This window comes from Chitinophaga sp. Hz27, from assembly GCF_042263525.1.
Lineage (GTDB): Bacteria > Bacteroidota > Bacteroidia > Chitinophagales > Chitinophagaceae > Chitinophaga.
The window spans coordinates 336,984-362,257 of record NZ_JBHKFJ010000003.1 but is presented as its reverse complement, the minus strand read 5'-3'; the positions used below and the strand labels follow the sequence as shown (position 1 = coordinate 362,257).

The window sequence follows — 25,274 nt, the reverse complement described above, 5'->3', positions numbered from 1 at the left end:
ATTATCTGCACAAAAAAATACAGAAACAACAAAACATAATCCTTTGCTGCTTTGCCTCTTATGCTGCTTTGTGTGCAAAAAAAAAGCGCCGGAGGCGCTTCAAATATATTACTTTATCTGCTCTAACAGATCAAGAACTTTTTCTCTCCGTAATATCAGATATCCGATCTTTTCCTTTGCTATACCATCTTTCAGCTGGTAAGTGAAATGAAGATCTTCATCAATAATAGTGGATTCAAAATATTTAAACTGAATCTTCGCTTCATGCTTCAATTCTTCCGCCACCTCATACAAATGTGTAGAAAGAATAAACAGACAGTTACTGCTTTTCAGCAATCCTTTGATCACAGCAATAGAACAATTGCGGGCATCTTCCACATTCGTTCCTTTAAACATCTCATCAATTAATACCAGCCATGTTTTGCCATTATTAATTTGTAAGATGGTATTCTTAATACGCTGTACTTCGTTATAGAAATAGCTTTCGCCTTTGAAGATATTATCCTGTACCTGAATGTTGCTGAAAATACCATGGAAGAAACTCAGCTCCATTTTTTCTGCAGGTACGCCCATACCCAAATGCGCCAGGAAAGTAGCAATACCAACAGCACGTATAAACGTAGTTTTACCAGCCATATTAGCGCCTGTCAGGAACATGAAATTACTATCCTGGTTGAGGCCCATATCATAGGCTACGGGCTTATCAAGAATGATATGATAGAGTTGTTTTGCTCTGATAATCGGCGCTGTGGTATCCAGAAATTCCGGGAAATTGAGTTGATGATGTTTGATCGCTTTTGCCATCGCATAAAATGCATCCAACTGATAATACAGTGTAATAAGCTCCTGCACAACCTTACGGTTACGTTTACGGACATAGTTATCAAAACGAAGGATATTAGCGGCATTGATCCTGTCTTCAGCATCTGCGCGAAGGATAGCGTTGAAGTCTGGCTGATTCAACAACCTGGCGGCCCTGTCCAGTGGTACTTTCAATACCTGTGGTGCATCATCACCGTTGAAAACCTCTACAAAGGCTTTGAAGCCTCTTAGTAGGTTTAACATCTCAGTGAAAGCGAACTTGATATGTTTATAGTCGGGCGAATAAACAGTTTTATGTAATGCGGTTTGTATTAAGAGGCCTAATCCTTCCGTATTGCTGATGGGCTCTATCTGTGCTTCCAGATAGTTTTCCACAACCACCACAGTACCATTCGTAATTACCGAAGGCCATTGATTTTCGAGTTGCAGGATATATTTCAACGCATCCTGTCGTTGTTTGATCGATTTGATGTCCTGCAGCGGTTTATTAAACAGCTGACGCAGATAATCGCGTCCTCCGGCAGTAATGGTAAAGTCAAGCCTGCTGAACAGTGAGTATTCCTCATCGCGGTTGAAGATGGATAGGTCGTAATAGGATGTTTTGTCCAGTTGCATGCAGTCCTTTTTTTAGTGAATATACGTATACAAGGGATAGGATGCAAAGATGGTGATATTCCATAAATTTTCCATTTTGCATCACCTGTTGTTTGCCTTGGTCTGACAAAACAAAAGCGAGCGCGGACAGCGCTCGCTTTTGTTTTGTCTTGCGGATGCCTGTACCGAAGCACTGCAATCCGCAAGACAAATAAATTACAGGAAACTAACGATTAAACAGTAATCGCTGACCTTTCACTGATTCATCGAATCTGCCATTTTCATAGGCGAGATGACCGCTTACAAAAGTATGTGTGATAGCAGCCGGGAAGGTATGTCCTTCAAACGGGCTCCAACCACATTTATAATAAATGTTTTCTTTTTCAACTGTTGAAGCGCCTTTCATATCCACAATTACACAGTCGGCATAGTAGCCTTCACGCAGGTAACCTCTTTCTCTGATTTGGAAACATACTGCAGGAGCGTGGCTCATCTTTTCCACTACTTTCTCGATAGAGATTTTTCCTTCCTGTACATATTGCAACATCAGGAGCAGACTATGCTGTACCAGTGGCACACCACTTGGCGCCTCCATATATGGCTGTTGTTTCTCCGCCCAGGTATGAGGTGCGTGGTCGGTAGCGATGATGTCCAAACGATCATCCAGTAAGGCTTCCCAGAGGCCTGCCCTGTTTTCAGGAGATTTGATCGCCGGATTACATTTGATCAGGTTACCATATTTTGCATAATCATCAGAAGTGAAATGCAGATGATGCACGCAAACCTCAGCAGTGATGCGCTTTTCAGCAAGTGGCAACATATTACCGAAGAGTTGTAATTCTCTTGCAGTAGAGATGTGAAGAATATGTAAACGTGCGTTGTGCTTTTGCGCAAACTGGATAGCTACCAGTGAAGACTCGAAACAGGCTTCCACATTGCGGATCAGCGGATGATCAGCAGCGGTGAGGTGATCCCCTTTTTCTTTTTTGAAAAGCTCCATGTTAGCCCTGATGATCTTTTCATCTTCACAGTGCGTAGCGATGAGCAATTCGCTGTTGGAGAAAACAGTTTCCAGGGTGAGGTAATTATCTACCAACATATTTCCGGTAGATGATCCCATAAAGATTTTTACACCGCAAACTGTTTCTTTCTTATCGTTTGTTTTGAGGATTTCTTCTACATTATCATTGGCAGCTCCCATGAAGAAGGAGTAGTTGGCCAGGGAATGCTGTTTGCCGATTTGATATTTATCTTCCAGTAATTCCTGTGTAAGTGCAGCAGGCTTGGTATTCGGCATTTCCATGAAACTGGTGGTGCCGCCGGCAACTGCAGCGCGGGCTTCTGTGTAGATGGTGGCTTTTTCTGTCAGTCCGGGCTCACGGAAGTGTACCTGATCGTCTATAACGCCTGGCAGCAAGTGTTTGCCAGTACCATCAATTTCCTTGTAATTTCCACTAACAGAGATATTGGGCGCTATTTTTTCAATGCGGCTATCCTTGATCCAAACATCCTGTACCGTGGTGCGTCCTTCATTAACCACGGCTATATTCCTGATGATGTAGTTTTGCATGATGCAAATATAGCTAATCGCAGGTTGGTTTTATCCTTCAAGATGTATGGAGAATACGATCATGTGCGACTGTAGCTTGTCGATCACATTAGAATAGCGCAGGTTCGGGTCTTTGATAAGTACGTTGCCGATACCGTTGCTTACTTTAAATTCCGGGGAGAAGATAAAGCTCTCGAAATAGAATTCAAATCCAGCGCCTATTTCATAGCCATAGTCGCTTTTTTTGATTTTGATCATAGACTCTGTTTTCTTCATACGGGCGTTGGAAGCCAGGTCATAATCATATTTCATCCCGCCAATAGCATAAACACGCATGTTACCGATACGATCCGATTTGAATTTTATCTGCAGCGGAAAGCTAAGGAGGATGGATTCAATTTTCTTTTGCGTATCCGTCATAGATGGATACGTTTCTTTATAGTAAAGATTTTTGGAAGCGAATACCAGCTGGGGATTAAGACGTAAATCGAAATGCTCTGTCAGGCGGGCATTTGCGAGTAATCCCAGGTTGAACCCCATTGTTTTCAGGGGTTCGGCGATCATAATAGAGTCATCGGCCAGGAAAGCCTGTGCATGTAATAATCTGAAATTAGACTGGTTAGTAGCCAGTGTAATTCCGAAGTAATAGGGTTTTGCATCGTGTTCTATCATATTGAGATTCTGCTGAGCCTTTGCGGGAAGCAGCAGCAACAGGAATAATCCTGTTAGCGCGAAGCGCAATAGATGGAACATATGCCGAATGTGAGCGTTTTGCATGTAACGGCCTGGAATCCTGTATTGGTTAAAATATTACTCATTTCTTTTCCCTGTGGAAACGCTTTCACGGATTCTGGCAGATAGCTATAGGCAGCTTTGCTCTTGGCTATCCATTTCCCGATCAGGGGTGTTATATAACGAAAATACAAATTATAAAATTGCTTAATAGGGAAAACTGTCGGGTTGGAAAATTCAAGAATGATCAATTTGCCGCCAGGTTTCAGTACCCTTCTCATCTCTGCAAGCCCTTTCTGAAGGTTTTCAAAATTACGCACACCAAAGGCTACAGTTATCGCATCAAACGTCTGATCTGGAAAACTTATTGTCTCACTGTCGCCCAGCTGCAGGGTAATTTTGTCCGAAAGTCCTTGTTTCTGGATCTTTTCACGGCCATGGGCTAACATTCCTTCAGAGATGTCAATGCCTGTAATATGGTCTGGGTTAAGGCGTTTGGAAGCCATAATGGCGAAATCGCCGGTTCCTGTGGCCACATCCAGCATATTTTTGGGCTGCAGGCTTTTCAGGTATTTCAGCGCTTTTTTACGCCAGATAACATCAATACCTAAAGACATGAAATGGTTCAAAAAGTCGTAGCGATGAGCAATGTCATCAAACATCGTGGCTATCTGCTGCTTCTTGCTTAATTTTGACTCCGAAAAGGGAACAATCTTCTCAACATTTAATTTTCCTGACATAGCACGCAAAGTTATATAATTTGTAGGCATATGACAGAATATACAAAGTAATTATTATGGTAATTAAGACAGCAGAATATCTTATCAGTAGTCCAGATTGGGAAAAGTGTCCAAAGCCGACCTGGCCGGAATATGCATTTATCGGCCGTTCCAACGTGGGGAAATCTTCTCTGATCAATTTGCTGACTAATAACGAGAAACTGGCTAAAACCTCTGGTACACCAGGTAAAACACAGCTGATAAACCACTTCATCATCAATAATGCCTGGTACCTGGTCGATCTGCCTGGTTATGGTTTTGCCAAAAGAAGTATGTCGCAGCGCCGCCAGTGGGAGCAAATGATCGAAAACTACCTGCGTAAGCGGGAAAACCTGGTAAACGTATTCGTATTGATCGATAGCCGTCATGCGCCTCAAAAGATCGATATAGAATTTATTAACCAGCTGGGCGAATGGCAGGTGCCTTTCAGTATCGTATTTACCAAAGCTGATAAAGGCACACAGGCAGAAGTAAGCAAAAATGTAAAGCTATTCCTCAATAAAATGAGAGAAACCTGGGAATTCTTACCGCCTCATTTTGTGACTTCTACCGTTAAAAAAATGGGTAGAGACGCCATCCTGGGCTATATCGAAGAATTGAATGCTCAATTTAGGGCTATTGCATAATGCATTACATTGTATTGCACGTAATAACCAGCGTGCGCAAAAGAGAGGGCGCCTTTGGTGCCCTCTCTTTTTGCCAATAGTCAATAAAATACAGGCATCTGCCTAAAATATTTTACGCAAAAGACATCGTTGGCGAGCAATGACAATACAGTAATTTGGAGAAAATGAGGGGAGAAAATACCAGCCGGTAGGCAAGCGCCCATCGGTAATTATTGAAGGAGGTATAACACAGTGCTGCTTAATTTACAATCTTATCAGCGCAGCAGCTGCTAGCAAACGCTTCTGGCTTGGCTTTAAAGGCAAACCCCATTCCGAGGATATAACCCATGGCCTCACGTAATGCCAGATTACTTTTAAATTGTGGATTAGTATTGATGTCTGCATGCACTTCCATATCTACTTCATATTCTGTAAACAGGTCGCACAATTCATAAGCAATCTCAATACTTCGGGAAACTTCTACCAGCATTCTTTCTTTGATGGAATAACTGGTCCTCGTTTTTTCATTCTGGATAAACATAAACCCGCCATGGCCTTCCCTGAGAAATACGATTACCGTAGCAAATTCGGTATCCAGACCTTTCACCTGTGAATCCGTGCCAATGCATACTTTCAGCCGGTAGCCACTCGCAGTTTCGCGGATGATGGCCCGCCGTACTTCCTCTTTGACCGGGAGATGAATGGGCTCTCCATTAAATCTTCTCCATTGCATAAAATATATATTAAAGGGTGAACAAGCGTAGCCATAATATTTAATTAGATGATTAATCAGGTCCTGTCAATTGTAGTAAGTCCTTGCTTTGGGTATAGGGTTAACGTACCGAATATACGAAATGCTTTTTGTTATTGAACGCAGCCATTCGGATTTAAATATAAAACACAACGACTAACCATTCACTGATCAGGTGTTAGCCTACCGCGCGCAGCGCTGAATTATCCAGCTGATACTGAAGGCGTCTGTTGCAAATTCAATACAGGTAAGCGTTTGTGATGATTTTTCCATTGCTGATAATTATCAAATTGTCTGCCTCTGAAAGATCCAGATAAAAAAGATAGCACAGGTTAATAAAGAAAAAGGACAGTATTTAATACTGTCCTGTGCTTAATAATACCAGTGTGCAAGCTTCCTGCGGTTGTATACCATTTTTGATGGCAAGCGCTTTTAACTCGGGATTTTCTGTTCCCGGATTAAAGATGATCCGCTTGGGATGCAACTGTAAAATATAGTCGTAGTAAGATGCTTGCAGCGTAGGATTCATATACAGCGTCACTGTATCTACATTGGCAACATTTGGATGCTCTTTGGTGATTTCCTGGCCTTCTATGTTGCCGTCCCTGTTACCAATAGCCACAATCGGATGTCCATGCTTTTGCAGCATGGAAACAGCCAGGTAGCTATATCTGGAGGGATTGGGAGAGGCTCCCAACACAACTGTTAATTTTTTATCGGTAGTTTCCATATACCGAATTTACAAAATTCAAAACAAGTGATAACTGCTACGCGGCATCTCGGATATTATATTACGCAAGGCTGGCTCCAGTAGCGGATAACGGAACTTATACCCACATTGTAATGCCCTGGTAGGTACCACCCATCTGCTTTTCAGTAATAATTCCGTTTCGGTGCCAATGATGGCTGCTCCAATTGTCAACATCCATTTAGCCGCTGGTAACCCCAATAGATGCCCTGTTGCTTTTCTCAAGGTGGCCATAAATATCTGGTTGTTTACCGGGTTGGGAGAGGTGCAGTTGAAAACTCCATCCAGTGAAGGGGTTTCAGCCACCCAGGCCATCATGCCGGCTACATCTTCAGTATGTACCCAGGTGTATTTCTGCTGGCCACTGCCTTGCTTTCCACCTAGTCCAAATTTAATGAGGTTGCAATATGCATGCATCACGCCTCCTGGCTCACTACCTAAGCTAATGCCTATACGAAATATTACTTTCCTTGTTTGTGGCAGTTGTAGTTCATTGAAAGACTGCTCCCATTTCTTACAAACCTGTACAGAAAAGTCATTTTTAAACTCACCATTGAATTCATCCATCGGATGATCTTCCGCATGTCGGTAAATGGTGGCAGAAGCTGCGTTGATCCAGACTTTCGGAGGATTCACTGCCTGCAATACCGCTTGGCCTAAAACCTGCGTGGAAAAGGTGCGGCTGTCAAAAATGGCTTGTTTGTTGGCTTCGTTGTACCGGCAGTTAACACTTTTACCAGAGAGGTTTACGAGTAGGTCTGCGCCTTCCAGGGCGGCAGTCCACGTACCCAATGTTTTTCCGTCCCATTGTTGATAGGAGATAGCACCCGCATTGATATGTGGCTCCCTGGAGAGTATGATGATCTGGTTGTCGGGGCTCCAGTATTTAGCCAGACTCCTTCCAAGAAATCCGCTGCCACCGGCTATGATGATTTTTTTGTTTTTCATTTTGCAGTTATTTTGATAATTCGGAACTTTCAGAAAATATTGAAATATTGATGCAAAAAAAATTACTTTATGAGTTTCAGCAGGCTGCTATAGAACCAGTTCTCTTCTGATTTGATGAAAGCAGAAATGGTTTTGTCTGTTTGCTGTGCAAACTTGTTGATATTCTGGATAGAGTCTTTGAAGGCTTTGAGTTCTTTGTCTTTAGGGTCGCCTTCGGCCTGCTGCAATTGTTGGAGTACTTTCATGATAGGATCGAGCTCACGTTTTTTACGTTCGCGTGCGATATAAGTAGCTACTTTCCAGATATCTTTTTCAGCAATAAAATATTCTTTTCTTTCACCAGGGATGAGTACACGCTCTACGAGGCCCCAGTTGATGAGTTCTCTCACGTTCATGTTGGTATTACCACGGGAAATGTTCAGTTCCTCCATGATATCATCTGCGCTGAGTGGGTCCGGCATCACCAGCAGCAGCGCATGAATCTGGGCCATGGTACGGTTAATGCCCCATTGTGCACCCAGTGATCCCCATGTTTGAATAAATTGCGCTTTTGCTTCAGGTAAATTCATTACAGAATATTTTGATACTGGCAAATGTAAACCAAGTTTTTGAACTTTCAAAAAATAATGAAATAAGAAATTGTTATTTATTAAGGTTAAGGATGGACTCTATCCGCGCTATTACACTCACTCCCGGGTTTGCAATGCCTCCCAAATCCAGCCATAATCCGCTAAAATCAAAAACGCCGTCTCTACAGCGTAGAGACGGCGTTTTAAATATCAACAGTTAGTGCATTACACCAACATAGTAACCGGATTTTCCAGGTAACCTTTCAGTGTTGCCAGGAAACGTGCACCTACAGCGCCATCCACACTTCTGTGGTCGCAGCTGAGCGTCAGTTTCATAATATTGGCAATCTTAACCTGACCTTTCTCAACGATCGCAGTTTCTTTGATATTACCTACCGCCAGAATAGCTGAATCCGGAGGATTAATAATAGCAGTGAACTCGTCGATACCCAGCATACCCAGGTTAGAGATAGTGAAGGTATTACCAGTGAAGTCCTGTGGCTGGAGCTTCTTGTTTTTAGCTTTGTCGTACAGACCTTTCGCTTCACCCGCGATCTGGCTCAGTGATTTCTGATCAGCAAAACGGATAACCGGAACGATCAGACCATCTTCGATAGCCACTGCAGAACCAATATGTACGTGATGGTTATGACGGATGAAATCACCCATCCAGCTTGCATTTACATCTGGATGCTGTTTCAGCGCCAGTGCAGATGCTTTGATCACCATATCATTGAAGGAAATCTTAACAGGAGATACTTCGTTGATAGCTTTACGTGCTTCCATGGCTTTATCCATGATCACGTCAATCTTCAGGTAGAAGTGAGGTGCAGTGAATTTGCTTTCGCTCAGGCGTTTAGCGATCACTTTACGCATCTGTGTCAGCGGCGTATCAGTGAAACCTTCCTGACCAGCAGGTACGAATGCAGGAGCAGCCGGACCAGCAGCAGGAGCGGTAGTAGCCGCAGGTGCAGCAGATGGTTTGTAGTTATCCACATCCGCTTTGATTACGCGACCACCATCACCAGAACCTGGGATCTGAGAAATATCAATGCCTTTTTCAGCAGCCACTTTCTTAGCCAGTGGAGATGCTTTAACACGACCATCAGCGCTGGTAGATGCAACTGCATTTGTAGCAGGTGCAGCAGCCGGAGCAGCTGTAGTAGCCGCAGGTGCAGCTTCAGTTGCAGCAGGAGCCGGAGCGCCGCCACCTTTTTCAGCAGCCAGAATAGCATCTACATTAGTACCTGGTTTACCCACGATAGCAATAATACCATTCACTTTTGCAGCAGTACCCTCTGGTACGCCTATATATAATAAAGTACCGTCAGCATAACCGATAACTTCCATAGTCGCCTTGTCGGTTTCTACTTCAGCCAGTACATCATCACTTTTTACAGTGTCACCTACTTTTTTATTCCACGCTACAATTTTACCTTCTGTCATAGTATCGCTCAACAGCGGCATACGAATAACAGTAGCATTTTTCAGCGCTTCTTTAACTGCAGCGTCATCAGCAGCAGATACAGCAGGTGCGGCAGCTGGCGCCGGAGCAGGAACAGCAGCTTCTTTCGCAGGAGCAGCAGTTCCATTATTACTTCCATCCAGTAATGCCTTATAATCTTCGCCCGGTTTACCTACAATGGCTATGATTTCATTAACTTTCGCTGCTTTCCCTTTCTCAACACCGATGTACAAAATGGTTCCTTCTACATAACCCATTACTTCCATCGTTGCCTTGTCCGTTTCCACTTCAGCAATAACATCGTCTGCTTTTACGGTATCGCCCACCTTTTTATGCCATTCCGCAATCACCCCTTCCGTCATTGTATCACTCAAAAGGGGCATTCTGATAACTTCTGCCATAGTGTTTATTCAAAATTTTGTTCAAACCTACGCGTTTTTGCTCAAAAACGCAAAGAAGGAATTTTAAACTGTTCAAAAAATATCTAAAGAAAGTAAATACATTCAAGTCTGGACTTAAAAATCCAATTCCATCCCCAGTCGGTCTTTCAACTCTTTTACCAACGGATATTTTTCTGACATCTGTTGGAACTGTTCTCTACTAGATAATGGGGCCGGACCAATATCCTGCGTTTGCTGACTTTCATCTAATTGAAGTGTCAATATAAGCGCCGGATTATTGAATTTCTCCTTGAAAAACTCGGAAATCACCAGTTTTTCTTCTTCCATAAACCTAAACTGCACAATATTCCTGCTCACAATGCCAATCTCATCTGTGTTCAGCATCTTTAATACTGCCAGCGCAAGATTACTCACCACAGTCATTTTATTGGCCTGCCTATAACGGTCGATGAATTCTTCCCAATATACTGTGATAGCACCCATCGTTAGTGGTGTAATCTCTTGCACAGGATTATTCTGCTGCTTGGCGGCCATAGCTTCTTTCATAGCTGCCAACCCTGTCAGCTTGGTCGCCGTAGCTGTTCCCGTTGTCGGCTTAGCTGCGGCGCCGGCCGTATTAACGGCCACAGTATTACTTTGGGGCGTATTGGAAACCGGTGCTTGCTGCTGTGGTTGCGGTGTAGGAGTTGGCTGTATAGGCTGTGGTGGCGGAGCTACTGGAGCTGCCGGCATCACTGGTTGCTGTACTGCTGCCACTTGTTCTGCCTGGATACTGGCTGTAGTAGCTGGTTTCTCGGTTATGGCTTTTGCGCTAACAGGCTGTGCCATTGGCGCCCGCAATTTCTGCGGCGCACTACCATCAGGAACTAGTTTTTTTTTTGCTACCTCTCCGGTATTATCCTCACTCACTAAAGTCACTGCTTGTTGTAAGAAACATAGCTTAATCAAAGCCATCTCCACATGCAGTCGCTTGTTACGCGCCAGTCGGTAATTGATCTCAGTTTCGTTTAACAGGTTCAAGGCGGTAATCAAATAAGCAGGACTCACCTTGCCGGCCATCTGCTTATATCGCTCTTTTAAATTACCTGAAACTTCTACCAGGTGAACAGCCTTTTCTTCCTTGCTGAGCAATAGGTTCCTTAAAAACTCTGCCCATCCTCCCAGGAAATTATCTCCTTCAAATCCTTTCTGTAAAACTTCATCAAATAATAATAATGCCGCAGCTACATCTTGCTGCAATACATAATCCATTACCTTGAAGAAATAGTCGTAATCCAGGATGTTCAGGTGCTCCAGGGTATTCTGATAAGTCAAATGCCCACTGGTAAAACTGACGATCTTGTCCAACGTACTGAGTGAGTCACGCATACAGCCATCTGTCTTCTGCGCCACCAGATGCAATGCGTCCTGGTCAGCCTGGATATGCTCCTTATTACAGATGTCCTGCAGATGGTCTACCGTATCCTGAATCGTAATGCGCTTAAAATCGAAGATCTGGCATCGGCTCAGGATAGTAGGAAGTATCTTGTGCTTTTCAGTAGTGGCTAATATAAATATGGCATAAGATGGCGGCTCCTCCAGCGTCTTCAAAAACGCATTGAATGCGGATGAACTGAGCATGTGAACCTCATCTATTATATATATCTTGTATTTTCCTGCCTGTGGTGCAAATCGAACCTGCTCCACCAGCGTACGGATATCATCTACTGAGTTGTTAGATGCCGCATCCAGCTCATGGATGTTGAAAGAGCTACCCTCATTAAAGGATTTACAGGAATGACACTCATTACATGCTTCTCCATCCGGCTGCAGGTTCTCACAGTTGATAGTCTTGGCCAGGATACGGGCACACGTGGTTTTACCTACTCCCCTTGGCCCACAAAATAAAAAGGCATGCGCTAACTGATGATTGCGAATTGCATTCTTTAATGTGGTGGTGATATGTGATTGTCCAACTACAGTTGAAAAATTCTGTGGACGGTACTTACGGGCTGAAACGATAAAATTCTCCATATACTGCTACGCTTTCGCGAGCGTCGAAAATACGAAGAACATTCCGAGATTCGCTTTTTTACTCGCTTTGTTATCAAAAATATTTGATAGTTAATTGTATTATATATGTTTTATTATTATAATTAATTGACTGTATGGAGATGATTATGCTCGATTAATAATTCCAGGTAACTTTTTTTCATTAGGATAATACAGTTGTTCAAGTACTCCATCAAACCACTACTCACGTCATGTAACTCTTTAATACCGGCATAATCAGGTATGGCATGGCGAATAAACTGGCAATCATGCTGGCGGAAATATTCAATACTTTCTTCTATGCGCACAGGTAAATTATTACGTATAGCCGGCGCCGTTATCAGATGGAGCAATAGTTTTCTGAAAGAGATGGCCGATTGTGTCAGCAATTCAAAATAAGGCAAAGCCTCTTCCATAGTCTGGTGGTTGGAATTAAAAATCAGGCTGATACCATGAATAATCCTGATCACCAGATCACTCAGCTGATTGGCATCTTTCTGGTAGTCCAGGATCTCCTGGTAACGCCTCACCAGGTTATCGGCCACTTCCTGGCCTATTGACAGCGCTACTGTATAATGGTAGCGACAAGCCAGCAAATCATTGCCGGTAAGCCATTGTTTTTCTTCTACTGCCTCCCTGCTTAGTTTGCGGGCTAATCTAGCCGCTTTATTAGCCCTGTATCGACGGCCATCGAATTCAAAATGCCTGGTTTGCAACTGCTGCAAAGCAATAGCCTGCAAGGTTTCAGAGTCCTGTAAATCCCGGTAACAAGTGCGCATGCGCATCACAATATCCGGATGATAAAGGCTTTCCAGACTGGTTAGCTGTAACTCTTCTTCACTCAGTGGTTGCAAAAACCTAAAATCTGCCTGTGAGAAGGATCTGTTGTCATAATAATTATTGAATGCTGGAGGGAATTCGTATGTCCGTTGCCGTTGTTCCAGGTCTTCCACAAACTGCTGTGGGCATATCCAGGAACAGTCATTACTTTCCATCGCCAATACATTATATACCTGTCCGGTCATCGCTTCCTGTATAGCGGCAGGCTGATTGAATAATTGCCAGGCACTGGTGTTATGGAGCTCCCTATCTATATTCGCCTGCAAAAACATACTGATCCTGGATTCCAGGGACGGCTGCAAACTCCACTCATCCCGCAGCTGAACCCTGCTCTTCAGATATGCTTTTGTAAAAGGGCCATTTACCACCGGCAAACCTTCGGCATCCAACCGGCCATAACTCTGCAATGTATAATACCTAATGAGGTTACGCTGTACCTCATAAATATTCTGAAAGCGTAGCTTATGTTCAGATAACTCCGGCAGTTTATGCATACAATGCTCCATACAGTAGCTGCCTATATCTGCCCTGCGAATGGCACTGGTGGCAGCCTGCGTACCTGCTATATGTACAGCTATATCATCTGCCTGTATAGCGATATCTCTGCTAATATCATGGTAATATTTGTTAATAACACGATGCATTTGCCTTAGCAGGTACTGCATTCCGCTTAATACCAGGAGAGTAATATGAATAAAGAAGCCACTAATAGAACCACTATGGCGGTGACCAGCCAGTTCATTCCAGTCATCATTTTCATATAGCATATTATGCAGCATCTTATTCAAGCCATATACATAACGGCTAAGAGAAGAATGGCCTTTGGAGAAATGCCCAAACTCATGGGCCAACAGCATTTTAAATTCACTAATATTGACGCTGTTTACCAACCCAAGCCCAATTTCAAGATTGCGACGTACCGGCCAGAAGAGATTAATAAAGCTAGCATTATAAAAAAGAGAAGCCCGGACATCAGGTACTACAAATATCTTCCTGGGAAAACTAATCCTGGTTTCGGTGACCAACTGTTTTAAAAAAGCAAACAACAACGGATGATTGTCCGCCTTGATCTGCGTACGGTATGGATTTGAAGGCTGGCTCCTGTGAAACAAAAAACGCCCCAGGAAATATAACAGACTACTCCCAAGCGCGATCAACGCTATCCCAGGGATAACTGAATACAACACATAATAATATCTCATCAGCGCTAGTCCGCCGGCAATACAGCCCAGGGCAAGCGCTACAGCGATGGAAATTAATACCACATACAGCAAAAAGAACAATATGATTAAGCCCAAGACCCTCATTTTTTGTAGTCTGTTTGGAATGGTGGTGGCAATAACCGCTTGGTCACTATCAGACCTGCAGCCCAGGTTTAAGTTGGTCATAACTAATCCTCACGTTAAATACGATTGTTACTAGAATCGGGATTTAATTAAAGACACAATTCAAGCCCTAAATGTTGAATAATCAAGTATCGGATATAAATATGATTTTTTGAAACCCCTTTATAGTTAATGTTTTAGGTAGATAAATGATTGGATATTTTTTTAATATATATGTTAATTCTTTATTGTATGTTATCACATTCGTCTGCTATTAAACAAGAAAGGGCCTCTACGCAGTAGAGGCCCTTTAAACGACTTATTCATCATTGGTGATTACTCCAATATTGGATGTCTGTTAAACTCAGCATTTCGGTCGAACAGATACCTGTAAGTAGTAAGCGTACGGGTAGGCTTAGCACCTAAACCCTCTGCCACATTGATCATTTTAGGATTAAAATCTCCTATCCATTGCATTTCATAATCAGTATAAGGAGAGCTTTTCTGTATCACATTAGCGCCTTCTATGATCAGGTATGCGTCAGCACCCATACCCTGAAACTCAGGAACAATGCCGAAAAGGATACCTACAAATTTCTTACAGTCGCCTTTCATTTTAAGGAAAAGGAACTGTAACTTTTGCAATAACCCAAACTTACCATTCATATGTTTTACATACTGGTTCAGGTCTGGCAGGTTTAACCAGCAGCCAATTGGTTCATCCTTGTAGTAAATGAACCAGGCTATTTTCTCATCCAGCAAAGGTTTCATCTGTTTGAACAACAGGTAGGCCTGTGCCTCGGTCATATCCTTACCACCAGCATGTTTGGCCCATGCACGGTTATAAATAGAACAGAATTCCGCCGCAAAACGCTTTAATTCGCCCTTTTTTATATGCTCCGAGCGGAAGTTAGGGTCCTTTGCCAGCGCCGCATGGCGGGTAAAAAACTTGTCTTTCAGCTGGTCATTTACCTTCATACCATAACAGATCTGGTTGAAAAACACCTGAAAGCCATAACTCTCCATCAGATCCTTATAATATACAGGATTAAAGTTCATACCATACAATGGTTCGTGGAAGCCCTCTGTGAGTAATCCCCACCAGTTATTACGCTCCCCGAAGTTGATAGGGCCGTCCATGGCGCCTACTCCTCGTTCCATTAACCACTGTTTGGCCGTGTCGAATAGGAAGTTAGCTGCTGCCTGATCATTGATACAATCAAAAAAACCAACGCCACCAACTTTGCAGGTATCTCCCTTGCTTTTGTATTTTTTATTTACAAATGCAGCAAGTCTGCCTATTAGTTTCCCCTTGTCATCCTTTAAAATCCAACGGATACATTCTCCGTGTCTGTACGCCTTATTAAGTTCCGGATTAAATACCTGGTTGATATCCTTGTCAAATGGACGAATCCAGCCAGGTACGTCTTTGTTTAATTGTATATGTACATCCAGAAACTGTTTCGCCTTTTGTTCGTTATCTACGATAATCAATTCCATAGGGACTGTTTGTATAAAAATAATAAAAATGCTTCCTTATGATCGCCACCGGCTACTGGCATCATTTTTTCAATGAAAAATGGTTATGAACAGAACTTATATCATTCCGTCCTTTTTCTTCCTGCTCACGATCGTTCTGGGTCTGGGCTATTGTCAGCAACAGCAACACCTTCGTAAAATCCTTGCGGAGAATGAACGCCTTCATAACGAAAACCGTGACCTGCGCAGCAGTTTACAGCAATCCGGCATGGTAGCCCGACAAATTTCAGATCGCAAAGATATGCAGCAGCAGCAAAACGCCCAATTTACAGATCGACGGGCATATTTCCGCAGGAATTGGAACCAATTCATCACCGTTTCCCTCAATGATTACCGGACGGGCTTTCTGGGCGGTATCCGCGACCTGAATATTATCATTAGAAATCAGACAGATTATCCACTGGAAAATGTTGTCGTGTCCCTCCAATACCTCCGGAACAACAATGAAGTCTTTAAAACAGAACAATATTCCATTAAGAGTATACCAGCCCAGGGACAGCAATCCATCGCTGCTTCTAACAGCCGTAAAGGCAGCAAGGCAGTGGTGAAACTTGTCAGCATTACCAGCCAGGCCATGAATTTCTGCTGGGCAGTGGATAAGCCCATTACCCCAGGTGATCCGGATCCTAATGCCTGCGCCGCTTCCACCGGTATGCGTCAGAATCAGTAACTTCAGGCTATGATAGCATTACACCGAAGCAATACTGCTACTGACGAAGTTCGGAACCTATATGAATCGGCTTTCCCGCTGGAAGAGAGAAGGCCCTGGCCCGATCAGCTGAAACTCCTGGAAAAGGGAGCCATTCATTTACTCACATTGGAGAAAGAAGGGAAATTTGCTGGTTTAGTATTTTACTGGCAATTACCAGCTTTTGCATTCATTGAATATTTTGCCATTTCCCCCGAAACCAGGGGAGGAGGCGCAGGTACCACCGTCATGAAGCTCTTGGAAGAAGAACTGAAAAGCATAGTGCTGGAAGTGGAACCACCCAATACAGAACAGGCGATCAGAAGAATTAATTTCTATGAACGCCTAAACTATCAAACCTTTCCGGAATATTATGAGCAGCCGCCTTATTATCCAGGTTATCCTTTTCTTCAATTAAAGCTAATGCACCTGGGCTTGCCACCAGGCCTTGATTTCGTCTACATAAAGAAAGCATTATATAGTACCGTTTATCATCTGTAAAAAATAAGAGCGTCCGCAAATGCAGACGCTCTTATTTTTTTCCCATAAAAGGCGGATATATAATCTAAACTAAAACTAAAAACTTACTGATCTCTTCTTGGCCTTTCACCACCATTATTTTGTTGTTGTGGCTGTGGTTGTGGTTGGCGTTGTTGTTGTTCCATCACACGTTGTGCCCTTTGCTGCTGTTGTTGCTGTTGCTGCTGCTGCCTTTGCTGTTGTTGCTGCGCCTGTCTTTGTTGTTGCTGCTGTTGAATTCTCTGCTGCTGTTGTTGTTGCTGTTGCTGCGCTCTCATCTGTTGATCGCGTTGAATCCGCTGTTGCTGTTGTTGCTGCTGCTGTTGCTGTTGCTGTTGTTGAATTCTCTGTTGTTGTATCTGTTGTTGACGTTGTTGATCCTGTTGCTGCTGTTGAATCCTCTGTTGTTGCTGTTGCTGCTGTTGTTGTTGTATCTGTTGATCGCGCTGAATTCGCTGTTGGTTCTGTTGGTTCTGTTGTTGCTGTTGAATTTGTTGCTGTTGTATCTGTTGTTGTCTGATCCTGTCTCCCTGGTTATTCATCTGGCCAGGAATCTGCTGATTATTATTGTTGTTGTTTTCTATTCTTGACGGACGATTATTATTATTGCCCGGCAAGATAGTGTTGTTGTTATTATTGCCACCTGGCACAATTCTACCACCACCATTATTGTTATTATTACCAGGAACATTATTGTTGTTATTACCTGGATTTATTCTGCCACCGTTATTGCTATTATTGTTTGCATTGTTGTTAATCGTATTACGGTTAGCATTGAATCGGTTATTATCATTACGTTGTACAGTGGCGCCATCTGGACGATAGATTCTTAACTGGTTACCGTTAAGTTGGTTCTGCCCTGGTCTGTCTGTGTTAGTAATCCTCACTGGTCTGGTGTTTGCCGGAGCAGAAGGACCGCGGTTAATACGATTATTGTTATAAACCGTGGTGTTATTGATAATAGTTGTATTGTTGATGATAGTTGTATTTCTTCTGTTATCAACATAATAATTGCTGATACGTGGACTACCTATATATTGTCTGTTGACGAATGTCCATCTGTTTACTGGATAGCTGTATCCGGAAGGTCCCATTGGTGCCCAGCCGTAATAGTCGCCACCAGAGCGCCAGTCTACCCACGCAGGTGCCCAGTCATAACCAGGTATCCACATCCATCCATAGAACTGATCAAACATCCAGCGTCCGTAGTGGAAAGGCGCCCAACCCCAGGAATAATCAGATACCCAGGTATAACCATAGTCTGTGTATACCCAGTGTCCTCCACTGGAATAAGGTTGGAAATCGCCACCTACATTTGGTATCCATACTTCGTTGTAACCGCCGTAGCTGGTCCAGCGACCGTAAGGACTCAAGGCATCGTAGAAAGAAACGGAAGCACCAACCTGCACCTGAGAACCATAGCCACTGGCATAATCACCTGAAGCGTAATAACTACCAGCACAGCTTGTCAGGAACATGGTTATCGCCGCAAAAGGGATAAGTGTTTTTTTAACCATTGTGTTCATACTCCTGTATTTTAAACGATTGGTTTCTGTAATTTTAGACTTTCCGGGGAACGGGTCACTTGGTTTACCTTTTCACATTTATAAGGATGTTTCGCCAATGGTAAGGTCTAAAAAGCAGAATAATCAATCTGCTTGATGAAAGAATTTTGTTAACACTTTGCTAAAGCATAAAAGACGTTTTAGCATCGTTCAATGCTACTATTGCAAAATTGATTCCAACTTTTTTTTGCTATGCTAACTTGTTATAAAACAGTTTTTTATAGGCCATAATGATTACATATTCTTATTTTTATATTTATTAAGATAAAATTCCCTTTATGCATAATTTTTCAAAACTGTAATATTGCTGCATGGGTGATATTTTTAGTATTCAGCATATACTATTTACAGTACTTGATTATCAGGTTAGTTTTATAGAATTCTTCGGTACATTAACAGGTTTACTCTGCGTTTGGTTGGCAGCCAGAGATCATATTCTTACCTGGCCGGTAGGACTCGTCAATGTGAGTTGTTTCTTCATATTATTCTGGCAGTTGCAACTATATGCAGATATGTTTCTACAAATCTATTTCTTTGCCACAGGCGTATACGGTTGGATATTCTGGTTTACTAAAAAACCAGAAAATGAACCCATTTATGCATTAAGTAATCGTGTCCGCTGCTGGCTATTTGCATTAGCAGTTGTAGCAACTATTACTGCTGGATTTATTATCAGCAATCTACACAATTGGTTCCCTGCTGTATTTGAAAAACCTGCAGCCTATCCTTATACAGACTCTCTGGTTGCGGTGTTGAGCGTTATCGCCAATATCCTGCTTGCCAAACGAATCTGGGAAAACTGGGTGCTTTGGGTAACAGTAGATTTAATCGCTACCATCATTTATTTCCAAAAAAATGTGCGTTTCCTCGGTATGGAATATTTTATTTTATTCATCATAGCAACGATGGGGTTGATAAAATGGATAAAAACCTATAAATCACAATTGCACACCCAATAAAACGTATAAAATATACCGACTACCTATGTTCAATATTTCCCGCAAGGTACTGAAACGAAGTATCCTTATTTGTGTAGGCATTTTTGTTGCCATGTTCTTTATCAGATTGATATATGGTTACAAATTCAAGCCTGTAAATGCTTTCATTAATGAAAGCTCGAATGCAGTATTCAATTTCGGACGATTAAAAAATTACGCTTCTGAAAAAATTCAATCAAAAGGAAAAGATATTGTAATACATGATGGTGACGCAATGTCCTCTCCTGCTGCAAGTCAGAAATATGAGAAAGTAGCACGGTTGCAAACAAAATCAAATCAATACGACAAAGATGAATCTACACTATATCATTTGATTGATTCTTCCGAATCTATTATCCAGTTTGAAAATAAGACAGGAAACAAAGGTGAACGGCAATTGCAATTGCTCGTTGGGGTGAACCCTGAAAAGTTTGATTCATTCTACAATGCGGCACAACGTATAGGCGTTGTCGTAGAAAGAGAAGTGACAAAAACCGATAAGACGAATGAATACCAGAAGCTCAATGCACAAAGGGTTTCATTAGAAAAGACATTGGCCTCTCTCAACGATTTGAAGAATAAATCCGGGAAGATAGAAGAGTACTTACAATTGCATGATAAGATTTATGCCACGGAAACAGAATTGCAGAACCTGGGTGTAGAATTAGGGAATTTTGATGCTATTCATGAATTCTGTTCTGTTAAAATTTACATGCATGAGAAAGTTGAGAAAACCACTGCTGTTATTGGCGTATGGACCCGCATCACGCGTGCACTTGAATGGACGATCAAGTATTATGCTTGTCTGATGTTTGGAGCGGCAGTCAGCCTGATAGGGCTATTGGTGTTGGTGAAAATATTGGAGGCATTTGGTTTTAATCTCACTACTAATAATAAGAAAGCAGAATAATCAATAGTTAACATATAACAAAGTACTAGCGGCGCCAAGTGGCGCCGCTAGTACTTTACATCAGATCTTATATTCTCCTACCTTATTACCACTATCATCCAACATGGTCAGTAGCAATTGTTTTTGATCTGCCTTTACCTGTATCAGCGTGCGTTTGCCGTCTTTAGGGCCGCCACCAATGATCAGTGGATAATTATGTTTACCTGGTTCCGGCGGATGTACGCCATAGGTGTGGGTATGACCGCAGATCAGGATATCAATTTTATGTTTGTTGAACAACTCACCGAATTGCTCCCTGCAATGTACAGTACCATGCCACTCGCCTCCATGATAGTGCGGGATATGCATGATCACGACTTTATACTTTGCTTTTTTATAAGCTGGCGACTGTAGTTGCTTTTCCAGCCATGCTGCCTGTTGCTCTCGATAGCGATCGAAATCTACTATGCCTCCATATACAGGATGGGTGTCTTCCTTGTCTTCACCGGTGTCCAATACGATAGCGTGTACAGGCCCCCAGGTGAAAGAAAAGAAATTATCTCTGCCAGGATTTTCGAAATACTGATGCCATTCGCGGGCGTATTTACCGCGTGTTTCGTGGTTGCCACGTACGTACATAAACGGTGTTTGCGTAGAGAAAGACTCACCGCAGGGTGTCAGCATATGGTTGATGATCTGCTGTTCATCCGCCTGATAGTCGAATACATCGCCGTTAAAGAATACGAAGTGATAAGGATTGTTGCCGTTGAGCCCCATCAGGTGCGGAATGGATTCAGGACGGTCGTGGATATCATTGATCATTAGCCAGGATACTTCTTTTACTTGCGGATCAGGCGCAGTAAAAGTATAGGTATCGCTGGAAATTATTTCTCCATAGGTCAGTTTATAAGGCTGGAAATCAGTGATTTCTTTGGAAAATACCTTATAACTATATTTTTTTCCGGGTACCAGGTCGGTGAGGGGAATTTTATGGAGGGTATTGTTCGCATCTACGAGGCCATGACTGACGGTATGTGCTTTTTGGGGAGGTTGACCCTCCAGGTTGTATTCTACCCAGCTATAGCAAGGCTTTGCGGTGAGCCATACAACAGAAATAGTGTTGGGAGCAGGATACTGAAGGTAGGGTTTGCAAAGAAATTTGTGGTTGGTCTCTTGTGCTTCCGGAGCGGCAGCTTTCGCTATGGCCGGGGCGATGCTTACCATGCTGAGGAGTCCGGCTTTGGAGATATTCCCCAGGAAAGTGCGGCGCGATTGATCACTGTTTTTTTTCATGTTCAGATTATTATTAATACAAATAGGTAGATAACCCAAAATAAGCAAGGTTTGGAAGGGGAGGGAGGTTTTTTTTATGGATGGCAGGAAGGATGGAGGAGAAATTTTCCTAGATTATTATGAGTTAAATATTTTTATAATATTATAGATATGGACAGGGATTTAGGGGATAGCAGGCTTATATAAAAACAAAAAGGGCTTAAAAACCTGTGTGAAAGCGATATTTTTCCGTTCTGGTGTTTTGATTTATATGCTTTTACTCTTACCTTTGCGGCAAATTTTGGAAACTTTTGCCAACAGCTTAAGTTTTTGAGGAAATAACTTTTAGTATTTTATAAACCTCTTTAAAAATATGCCTAACACAGGTAAGATCAAACAAATTATCGGTCCCGTGGTGGACGTGCACTTTGAAGACAAATTGCCCGAAATCTACAACGCATTGGAAATCACCCGCGAAAATGGTCAGAAAGTAGTATTGGAAGTACAGCAGCACCTGGGTGAAGACAGCGTTCGTTGCGTGGCAATGGACTCCACTGACGGTATGGTTCGTGGTATGGCCGTTGTGGATAAGGGCGCGCCGATTAAAATGCCAGTTGGCGACCAGGTGAAAGGACGTTTGTTTAATGTGGTAGGTGAGGCAATTGATGGTCTGGGTCAATTGGATGCCAGCACTGGTTATTCTATCCACCGTCAGCCTCCTAAATTCGAAGATCTGGCGACTGAAACAGAAGTACTGTTCACAGGTATCAAAGTAATCGATCTGATCGAGCCATATGCAAAAGGTGGTAAAATCGGTTTGTTCGGTGGTGCTGGTGTGGGTAAAACTGTATTGATTCAGGAGCTGATCAACAACATCGCGAAAGCGCACGAAGGTCTTTCTGTATTTGCTGGTGTGGGTGAGCGTACACGTGAAGGTAATGACCTGATGCGTGAGATGATCGAAGCGAACATCGTGAGATATGGCGATAAATTTAAAGAATCAATGGAGCACGGTGACTGGGATGTTACCGCTGTAGATAAAGAATTACTGAAAAACTCTCAGGCTACCTTCGTATTTGGTCAGATGAACGAGCCTCCAGGTGCACGTGCACGTGTGGCTTTATCTGGTCTGACACTGGCAGAATATTTCCGTGATGGTGATGGTTCTGCAGGTGGTGGTCGTGATATCCTGTTTTTCGTGGATAACATCTTCCGTTTCACTCAGGCTGGTTCTGAGGTATCTGCACTGTTAGGTCGTATGCCTTCTGCGGTAGGTTACCAACCAACCCTGGCTACTGAGATGGGTCTGATGCAAGAGCGTATCACTTCAACTAAAAATGGTTCAATCACTTCCGTACAGGCGGTTTACGTACCTGCGGATGACTTGACTGACCCTGCTCCGGCTACTACCTTCTCTCACTTGGATGCTACCACCGTATTGGATCGTAAAATCTCCGATCTTGGTATCTACCCTGCTGTGAGCCCACTGGATTCAACTTCCCGTATCCTGACTCCTGCTATCGTAGGTGAAGCACACTACAACTGTGCTCAGCGTGTGAAAATGATCCTGCAACGCTATAAAGAGCTGCAAGATATCATCGCTATCCTCGGTATGGATGAGCTGTCTGACGAAGACAAACAGACCGTTTCCCGCGCGCGTCGTGTACAACGTTTCCTGTCTCAGCCATTCCACGTAGCAGAACAGTTCACCGGTCTGAAAGGCGTACTCGTTCCAATCGAAGAAACTATCCGTGGTTTCAATATGATCATGGACGGTGAAGTAGATGAGTATCCTGAAGCAGCGTTCAACCTTGTTGGTAACATCGATGATGCTATCGCAAAAGGTAAGAAATTACTGGAACAGGCTAAATAATTAATATAGTCAATAATCCCCGCTACCAGCGGGGATTATTCAACATATGTAACCATTTACGAACATTCACATGCTATTAGAAGTATTAACACCGGAAAGAAAGTTATACACAGGTGAGGTGTACGGCGTACAACTCCCGGGTATCGACGGTTCTTTTGAAATACTGGATAAACATGCGCCCATGATCGCAGCGCTCGGAAATGGTAAGATGAAAGTGCTGAAAGACAAATCTCACACTGAATTCTTCACCATCAGTGGTGGCTTCGTAGAAGTTTTACGTAATAAAGCTACCGTGTTAGTAGAAGGTGCTACTGCAGTGGAAAAGAAGTAACCATCCAGTTATATAACGTTTTTAACGACCAGGCCGGGTAAGATTACCCGGCCTTCGTTTTGTCCTAACTATTCCAATCTTAGAAGAACCCGATCAATAGTATGATTACCCGACGGGGATTCCCAAACCCCATTGTGAATGCAATACCGACTGAAACGCCTGCTTTTACACAGACGCCAGCAGTTATACACCCGCCAACAGGGATGCCTTTTTAGGCTGTATATTATTACCTAATGAATAATGCGTTGTTATTTATGTTATTAAACTTGGTTTTTTCAATGCAGGTAAAATTCGGGTCTTTCGCCGCCTGAAGGAGCCAAAAATGTTTGTTTTTCATAGGTTTTGCCTTCATAGGTGTAATTCGGTTCTCAATTTCATTTACCTGAAATGGGTTACAATGCTCGCTTTCACTTTATCGTTACTTTAGCAAGATATTTAATTTGTTTTAAAAAATCATATTTAATCCTGTTCATTTTTATGGGTATTGTCTACCCATTACTGTAGGATACAGATATTAGTGAAGTACAAGGGTATATAAAATGCTGACTATTACATAATCAGTTCAGAGAAGGATCTATCGGATAATTAGCCATTATCGCAAAATTACTGCCCATATTCTTCAAAGCCTGCTGCCAAACATGCTGTTCCCCTTTTTCAAATACCAAGGCTGGCGTAGCAGTAGAAGTTATCCAGGACTTCTCCCGCATCTCTTCTTCCAGCTGACCACTACTCCATCCGGAGTAACCAATGAAAAATTTAATCTTATCAAGATCTATCTTCCCTTGGTTCAGGCTTTCCACCACATTATCGAAATGACCGCCCCAATAGATACCTGGTGCTATCATCATACCGCCATTAATGATATCAGGTTGTTGATGAATGAAATGTATCGTATCCATTTGTACCGGACCTCCTGTATACACCGGAACGCCCGTAACCAATACTTCCGGTATCAGCTCGTCCAAACGCTGGTCAAATAATTTATTTATAACAAAACCAAAGCTCCCTTTTTCCTGATGTTCGCAAAGTAATATCACTGTACGGGCAAAGTTGGGGTCCTTCAGAAAGGGATCTGCAATCAATAAAGCTCCAGGCGACAACGTATCCATATGCAATCATTTTTATCGCTTACATAAATTTAAGTGATTTTTCTTTCCCGTAATTCTGCGGTTTTTCGGCAGTTGATCTCTCTCGTAATGTCCATAAAAGGAGCACTGGATATTGATCTGATCCAGAAAGTTTTTTCTGGGAGATACCAATTATTTTACCAATGAAATTGCCCTATTCTTAGGCTTTTTCCTCTGAAATCGAATTTTGGGAGTAATAAATAGCATCATAAAGGGTGAATATTCTTCCCAAAGAATAATTGAAAAAATAAAATGAAAATCAGAAATGTGAATTTTTTGCGAGGCTTGCACCTCTTGCGGACTTTGCGAGAAAAAAAATAGCGCCAATGGCGCCA

At 42.6% G+C, this 25,274-nt stretch carries 22 protein-coding genes; 7 read left to right on the top strand and 15 right to left on the bottom strand.

From position 1 onward, the window contains the following. Positions 1-108: 108 nt before the first annotated feature. The 4 genes from ACE38W_RS08325 to ubiE form a co-directional block, all read right to left on the bottom strand. Positions 109-1,437 (bottom strand): DNA mismatch repair protein MutS, encoded by a 1,329-nt coding sequence (locus ACE38W_RS08325; RefSeq protein WP_375830017.1) that lies wholly within the window; start codon positions 1,435-1,437, stop codon positions 109-111. A gap of 205 nt (positions 1,438-1,642) precedes the next feature. Next, positions 1,643-2,986 (bottom strand): dihydroorotase, encoded by a 1,344-nt coding sequence (locus ACE38W_RS08320; protein ID WP_375830016.1) that lies wholly within the window; start codon positions 2,984-2,986, stop codon positions 1,643-1,645. A 30-nt stretch (positions 2,987-3,016) separates the two neighbouring features. Next, complete coding sequence (locus ACE38W_RS08315; protein WP_375830014.1) at positions 3,017-3,718, bottom strand: porin family protein; 702 nt, start codon at positions 3,716-3,718, stop codon at positions 3,017-3,019. Beyond that, positions 3,691-4,437 (bottom strand): bifunctional demethylmenaquinone methyltransferase/2-methoxy-6-polyprenyl-1,4-benzoquinol methylase UbiE, encoded by a 747-nt coding sequence (gene ubiE, locus ACE38W_RS08310; protein WP_375830013.1) that lies wholly within the window; start codon positions 4,435-4,437, stop codon positions 3,691-3,693. Before ubiE ends, ACE38W_RS08315 begins: the two co-directional genes overlap by 28 nt. A 56-nt stretch (positions 4,438-4,493) precedes the next feature. Between ubiE and yihA the strand changes: the two genes are divergently transcribed. Then, a complete protein-coding gene (yihA, locus tag ACE38W_RS08305; protein WP_375830011.1) occupies positions 4,494-5,102 on the top strand; it encodes a ribosome biogenesis GTP-binding protein YihA/YsxC in 609 nt (202 codons plus the stop codon). A 238-nt stretch (positions 5,103-5,340) separates the two neighbouring features. Here yihA and ACE38W_RS08300 read toward each other — a convergent pair whose 3' ends face one another. The 8 genes from ACE38W_RS08300 to ACE38W_RS08265 all read right to left on the bottom strand — a co-directional run bounded on the left by ACE38W_RS08300 (position 5,341) and on the right by ACE38W_RS08265 (position 15,659). Next, positions 5,341-5,814 carry a ribonuclease H-like YkuK family protein gene (locus ACE38W_RS08300; protein ID WP_375830009.1) on the bottom strand — a complete coding sequence of 158 codons (474 nt, stop codon included), beginning with the start codon at positions 5,812-5,814 and terminating at the stop codon, positions 5,341-5,343. A 373-nt stretch (positions 5,815-6,187) separates the two neighbouring features. Continuing rightward, positions 6,188-6,562 carry a CoA-binding protein gene (locus ACE38W_RS08295; protein ID WP_375830008.1) on the bottom strand — a complete coding sequence of 125 codons (375 nt, stop codon included), beginning with the start codon at positions 6,560-6,562 and terminating at the stop codon, positions 6,188-6,190. An 18-nt stretch (positions 6,563-6,580) separates the two neighbouring features. Beyond that, the gene (locus ACE38W_RS08290) at positions 6,581-7,528 is read right to left on the bottom strand and encodes a TIGR01777 family oxidoreductase (RefSeq protein ID WP_375830006.1); all 948 of its coding nucleotides are present in this window, start codon (positions 7,526-7,528) and stop codon (positions 6,581-6,583) included. Positions 7,529-7,590: 62 nt separating this feature from the next. Beyond that, positions 7,591-8,097, bottom strand: coding sequence for a GbsR/MarR family transcriptional regulator (locus ACE38W_RS08285; RefSeq protein WP_167015442.1), 507 nt, complete (start codon positions 8,095-8,097; stop codon positions 7,591-7,593). Between the two features lie 225 nt (positions 8,098-8,322). Next, a complete protein-coding gene (locus ACE38W_RS08280; protein ID WP_375830004.1) occupies positions 8,323-9,963 on the bottom strand; it encodes a pyruvate dehydrogenase complex dihydrolipoamide acetyltransferase in 1,641 nt (546 codons plus the stop codon). Positions 9,964-10,077: 114 nt separating this feature from the next. After that, complete coding sequence (locus ACE38W_RS08275; protein ID WP_375830003.1) at positions 10,078-11,976, bottom strand: DNA polymerase III subunit gamma/tau; 1,899 nt, start codon at positions 11,974-11,976, stop codon at positions 10,078-10,080. A gap of 122 nt (positions 11,977-12,098) precedes the next feature. Then, on the bottom strand, positions 12,099-14,132 hold the full coding sequence (locus ACE38W_RS08270; RefSeq protein WP_375830001.1) for a M48 family metalloprotease: 2,034 nt from the start codon (positions 14,130-14,132) through the stop codon (positions 12,099-12,101). Positions 14,133-14,495: 363 nt separating this feature from the next. Continuing rightward, positions 14,496-15,659: a hypothetical protein gene (locus ACE38W_RS08265; protein WP_375830000.1), complete on the bottom strand. Its 1,164-nt coding sequence runs from the start codon at positions 15,657-15,659 to the stop codon at positions 14,496-14,498. Positions 15,660-15,744: 85 nt separating this feature from the next. On the opposite strand from ACE38W_RS08265, the gene ACE38W_RS08260 reads away from it, so the two are divergent. Both ACE38W_RS08260 and ACE38W_RS08255 read left to right on the top strand, forming a co-directional pair. Beyond that, a complete protein-coding gene (locus ACE38W_RS08260; RefSeq protein ID WP_375829999.1) occupies positions 15,745-16,368 on the top strand; it encodes a hypothetical protein in 624 nt (207 codons plus the stop codon). A gap of 9 nt (positions 16,369-16,377) precedes the next feature. Next, a complete protein-coding gene (locus tag ACE38W_RS08255; protein ID WP_375829998.1) occupies positions 16,378-16,887 on the top strand; it encodes a GNAT family N-acetyltransferase in 510 nt (169 codons plus the stop codon). A gap of 83 nt (positions 16,888-16,970) precedes the next feature. Here the strand turns inward: ACE38W_RS08255 and ACE38W_RS08250 are convergent, their stop codons facing one another. Next, positions 16,971-18,431, bottom strand: coding sequence for a DUF6600 domain-containing protein (locus ACE38W_RS08250; protein ID WP_375829997.1), 1,461 nt, complete (start codon positions 18,429-18,431; stop codon positions 16,971-16,973). A gap of 350 nt (positions 18,432-18,781) precedes the next feature. Here ACE38W_RS08250 and pnuC point away from each other — a divergent pair, with 350 nt between their 5' ends. Continuing rightward, positions 18,782-19,429, top strand: a complete 648-nt coding sequence (pnuC, locus tag ACE38W_RS08245) for a nicotinamide riboside transporter PnuC (protein ID WP_375829996.1) — start codon at positions 18,782-18,784, stop codon at positions 19,427-19,429. A 25-nt stretch (positions 19,430-19,454) separates the two neighbouring features. Further along, entirely contained in the window at positions 19,455-20,357 is a 903-nt protein-coding gene (locus tag ACE38W_RS08240) for a DUF4349 domain-containing protein (RefSeq protein WP_375829994.1), read from the top strand. Between the two features lie 60 nt (positions 20,358-20,417). Here ACE38W_RS08240 and ACE38W_RS08235 read toward each other — a convergent pair whose 3' ends face one another. Beyond that, positions 20,418-21,629, bottom strand: coding sequence for a metallophosphoesterase (locus tag ACE38W_RS08235; RefSeq protein WP_375829992.1), 1,212 nt, complete (start codon positions 21,627-21,629; stop codon positions 20,418-20,420). A 352-nt stretch (positions 21,630-21,981) separates the two neighbouring features. Here ACE38W_RS08235 and atpD point away from each other — a divergent pair, with 352 nt between their 5' ends. Together atpD and atpC are read left to right on the top strand one after the other, a co-directional pair. Further along, positions 21,982-23,481 (top strand): F0F1 ATP synthase subunit beta, encoded by a 1,500-nt coding sequence (gene atpD / locus ACE38W_RS08230; RefSeq protein ID WP_375829990.1) that lies wholly within the window; start codon positions 21,982-21,984, stop codon positions 23,479-23,481. Positions 23,482-23,551: 70 nt separating this feature from the next. Further along, positions 23,552-23,812 carry an ATP synthase F1 subunit epsilon gene (gene atpC, locus ACE38W_RS08225; protein WP_167015466.1) on the top strand — a complete coding sequence of 87 codons (261 nt, stop codon included), beginning with the start codon at positions 23,552-23,554 and terminating at the stop codon, positions 23,810-23,812. Between the two features lie 557 nt (positions 23,813-24,369). On the opposite strand, the gene ACE38W_RS08220 is transcribed toward atpC, so the two are convergent. Then, the gene (locus ACE38W_RS08220; RefSeq protein ID WP_375829988.1) at positions 24,370-24,921 is read right to left on the bottom strand and encodes a YqgE/AlgH family protein; all 552 of its coding nucleotides are present in this window, start codon (positions 24,919-24,921) and stop codon (positions 24,370-24,372) included. Positions 24,922-25,274: the final 353 nt, after the last annotated feature.

Excerpts from the sequence above, each read along its gene's own strand:
- ACE38W_RS08255 (WP_375829998.1), top strand. The coding sequence starts at position 16,378 with ATGATAGCATTACACCGAAGCAATACTGCTACTGACGAAGTTCGGAAC.
- pnuC (WP_375829996.1), top strand. The coding sequence starts at position 18,782 with ATGGGTGATATTTTTAGTATTCAGCATATACTATTTACAGTACTTGAT.
- ACE38W_RS08285 (WP_167015442.1), bottom strand. The coding sequence starts at position 8,097 with ATGAATTTACCTGAAGCAAAAGCGCAATTTATTCAAACATGGGGATCA.
- ACE38W_RS08280 (WP_375830004.1), bottom strand. The coding sequence starts at position 9,963 with ATGGCAGAAGTTATCAGAATGCCCCTTTTGAGTGATACAATGACGGAA.
- ACE38W_RS08325 (WP_375830017.1), bottom strand. The coding sequence starts at position 1,437 with ATGCAACTGGACAAAACATCCTATTACGACCTATCCATCTTCAACCGC.
- ubiE (WP_375830013.1), bottom strand. The coding sequence starts at position 4,437 with ATGTCAGGAAAATTAAATGTTGAGAAGATTGTTCCCTTTTCGGAGTCA.
- ACE38W_RS08250 (WP_375829997.1), bottom strand. The coding sequence starts at position 18,431 with ATGAACACAATGGTTAAAAAAACACTTATCCCTTTTGCGGCGATAACC.
- ACE38W_RS08260 (WP_375829999.1), top strand. The coding sequence starts at position 15,745 with ATGAACAGAACTTATATCATTCCGTCCTTTTTCTTCCTGCTCACGATC.
- ACE38W_RS08235 (WP_375829992.1), bottom strand. The coding sequence starts at position 21,629 with ATGAAAAAAAACAGTGATCAATCGCGCCGCACTTTCCTGGGGAATATC.
- ACE38W_RS08275 (WP_375830003.1), bottom strand. The coding sequence starts at position 11,976 with ATGGAGAATTTTATCGTTTCAGCCCGTAAGTACCGTCCACAGAATTTT.
- ACE38W_RS08290 (WP_375830006.1), bottom strand. The coding sequence starts at position 7,528 with ATGAAAAACAAAAAAATCATCATAGCCGGTGGCAGCGGATTTCTTGGA.
- ACE38W_RS08265 (WP_375830000.1), bottom strand. The coding sequence starts at position 15,659 with ATGGAATTGATTATCGTAGATAACGAACAAAAGGCGAAACAGTTTCTG.
- atpC (WP_167015466.1), top strand. The coding sequence starts at position 23,552 with ATGCTATTAGAAGTATTAACACCGGAAAGAAAGTTATACACAGGTGAG.
- ACE38W_RS08240 (WP_375829994.1), top strand. The coding sequence starts at position 19,455 with ATGTTCAATATTTCCCGCAAGGTACTGAAACGAAGTATCCTTATTTGT.
- ACE38W_RS08220 (WP_375829988.1), bottom strand. The coding sequence starts at position 24,921 with ATGGATACGTTGTCGCCTGGAGCTTTATTGATTGCAGATCCCTTTCTG.
- ACE38W_RS08315 (WP_375830014.1), bottom strand. The coding sequence starts at position 3,718 with ATGTTCCATCTATTGCGCTTCGCGCTAACAGGATTATTCCTGTTGCTG.
- ACE38W_RS08300 (WP_375830009.1), bottom strand. The coding sequence starts at position 5,814 with ATGCAATGGAGAAGATTTAATGGAGAGCCCATTCATCTCCCGGTCAAA.
- ACE38W_RS08295 (WP_375830008.1), bottom strand. The coding sequence starts at position 6,562 with ATGGAAACTACCGATAAAAAATTAACAGTTGTGTTGGGAGCCTCTCCC.
- atpD (WP_375829990.1), top strand. The coding sequence starts at position 21,982 with ATGCCTAACACAGGTAAGATCAAACAAATTATCGGTCCCGTGGTGGAC.
- ACE38W_RS08320 (WP_375830016.1), bottom strand. The coding sequence starts at position 2,986 with ATGCAAAACTACATCATCAGGAATATAGCCGTGGTTAATGAAGGACGC.
- yihA (WP_375830011.1), top strand. The coding sequence starts at position 4,494 with ATGGTAATTAAGACAGCAGAATATCTTATCAGTAGTCCAGATTGGGAA.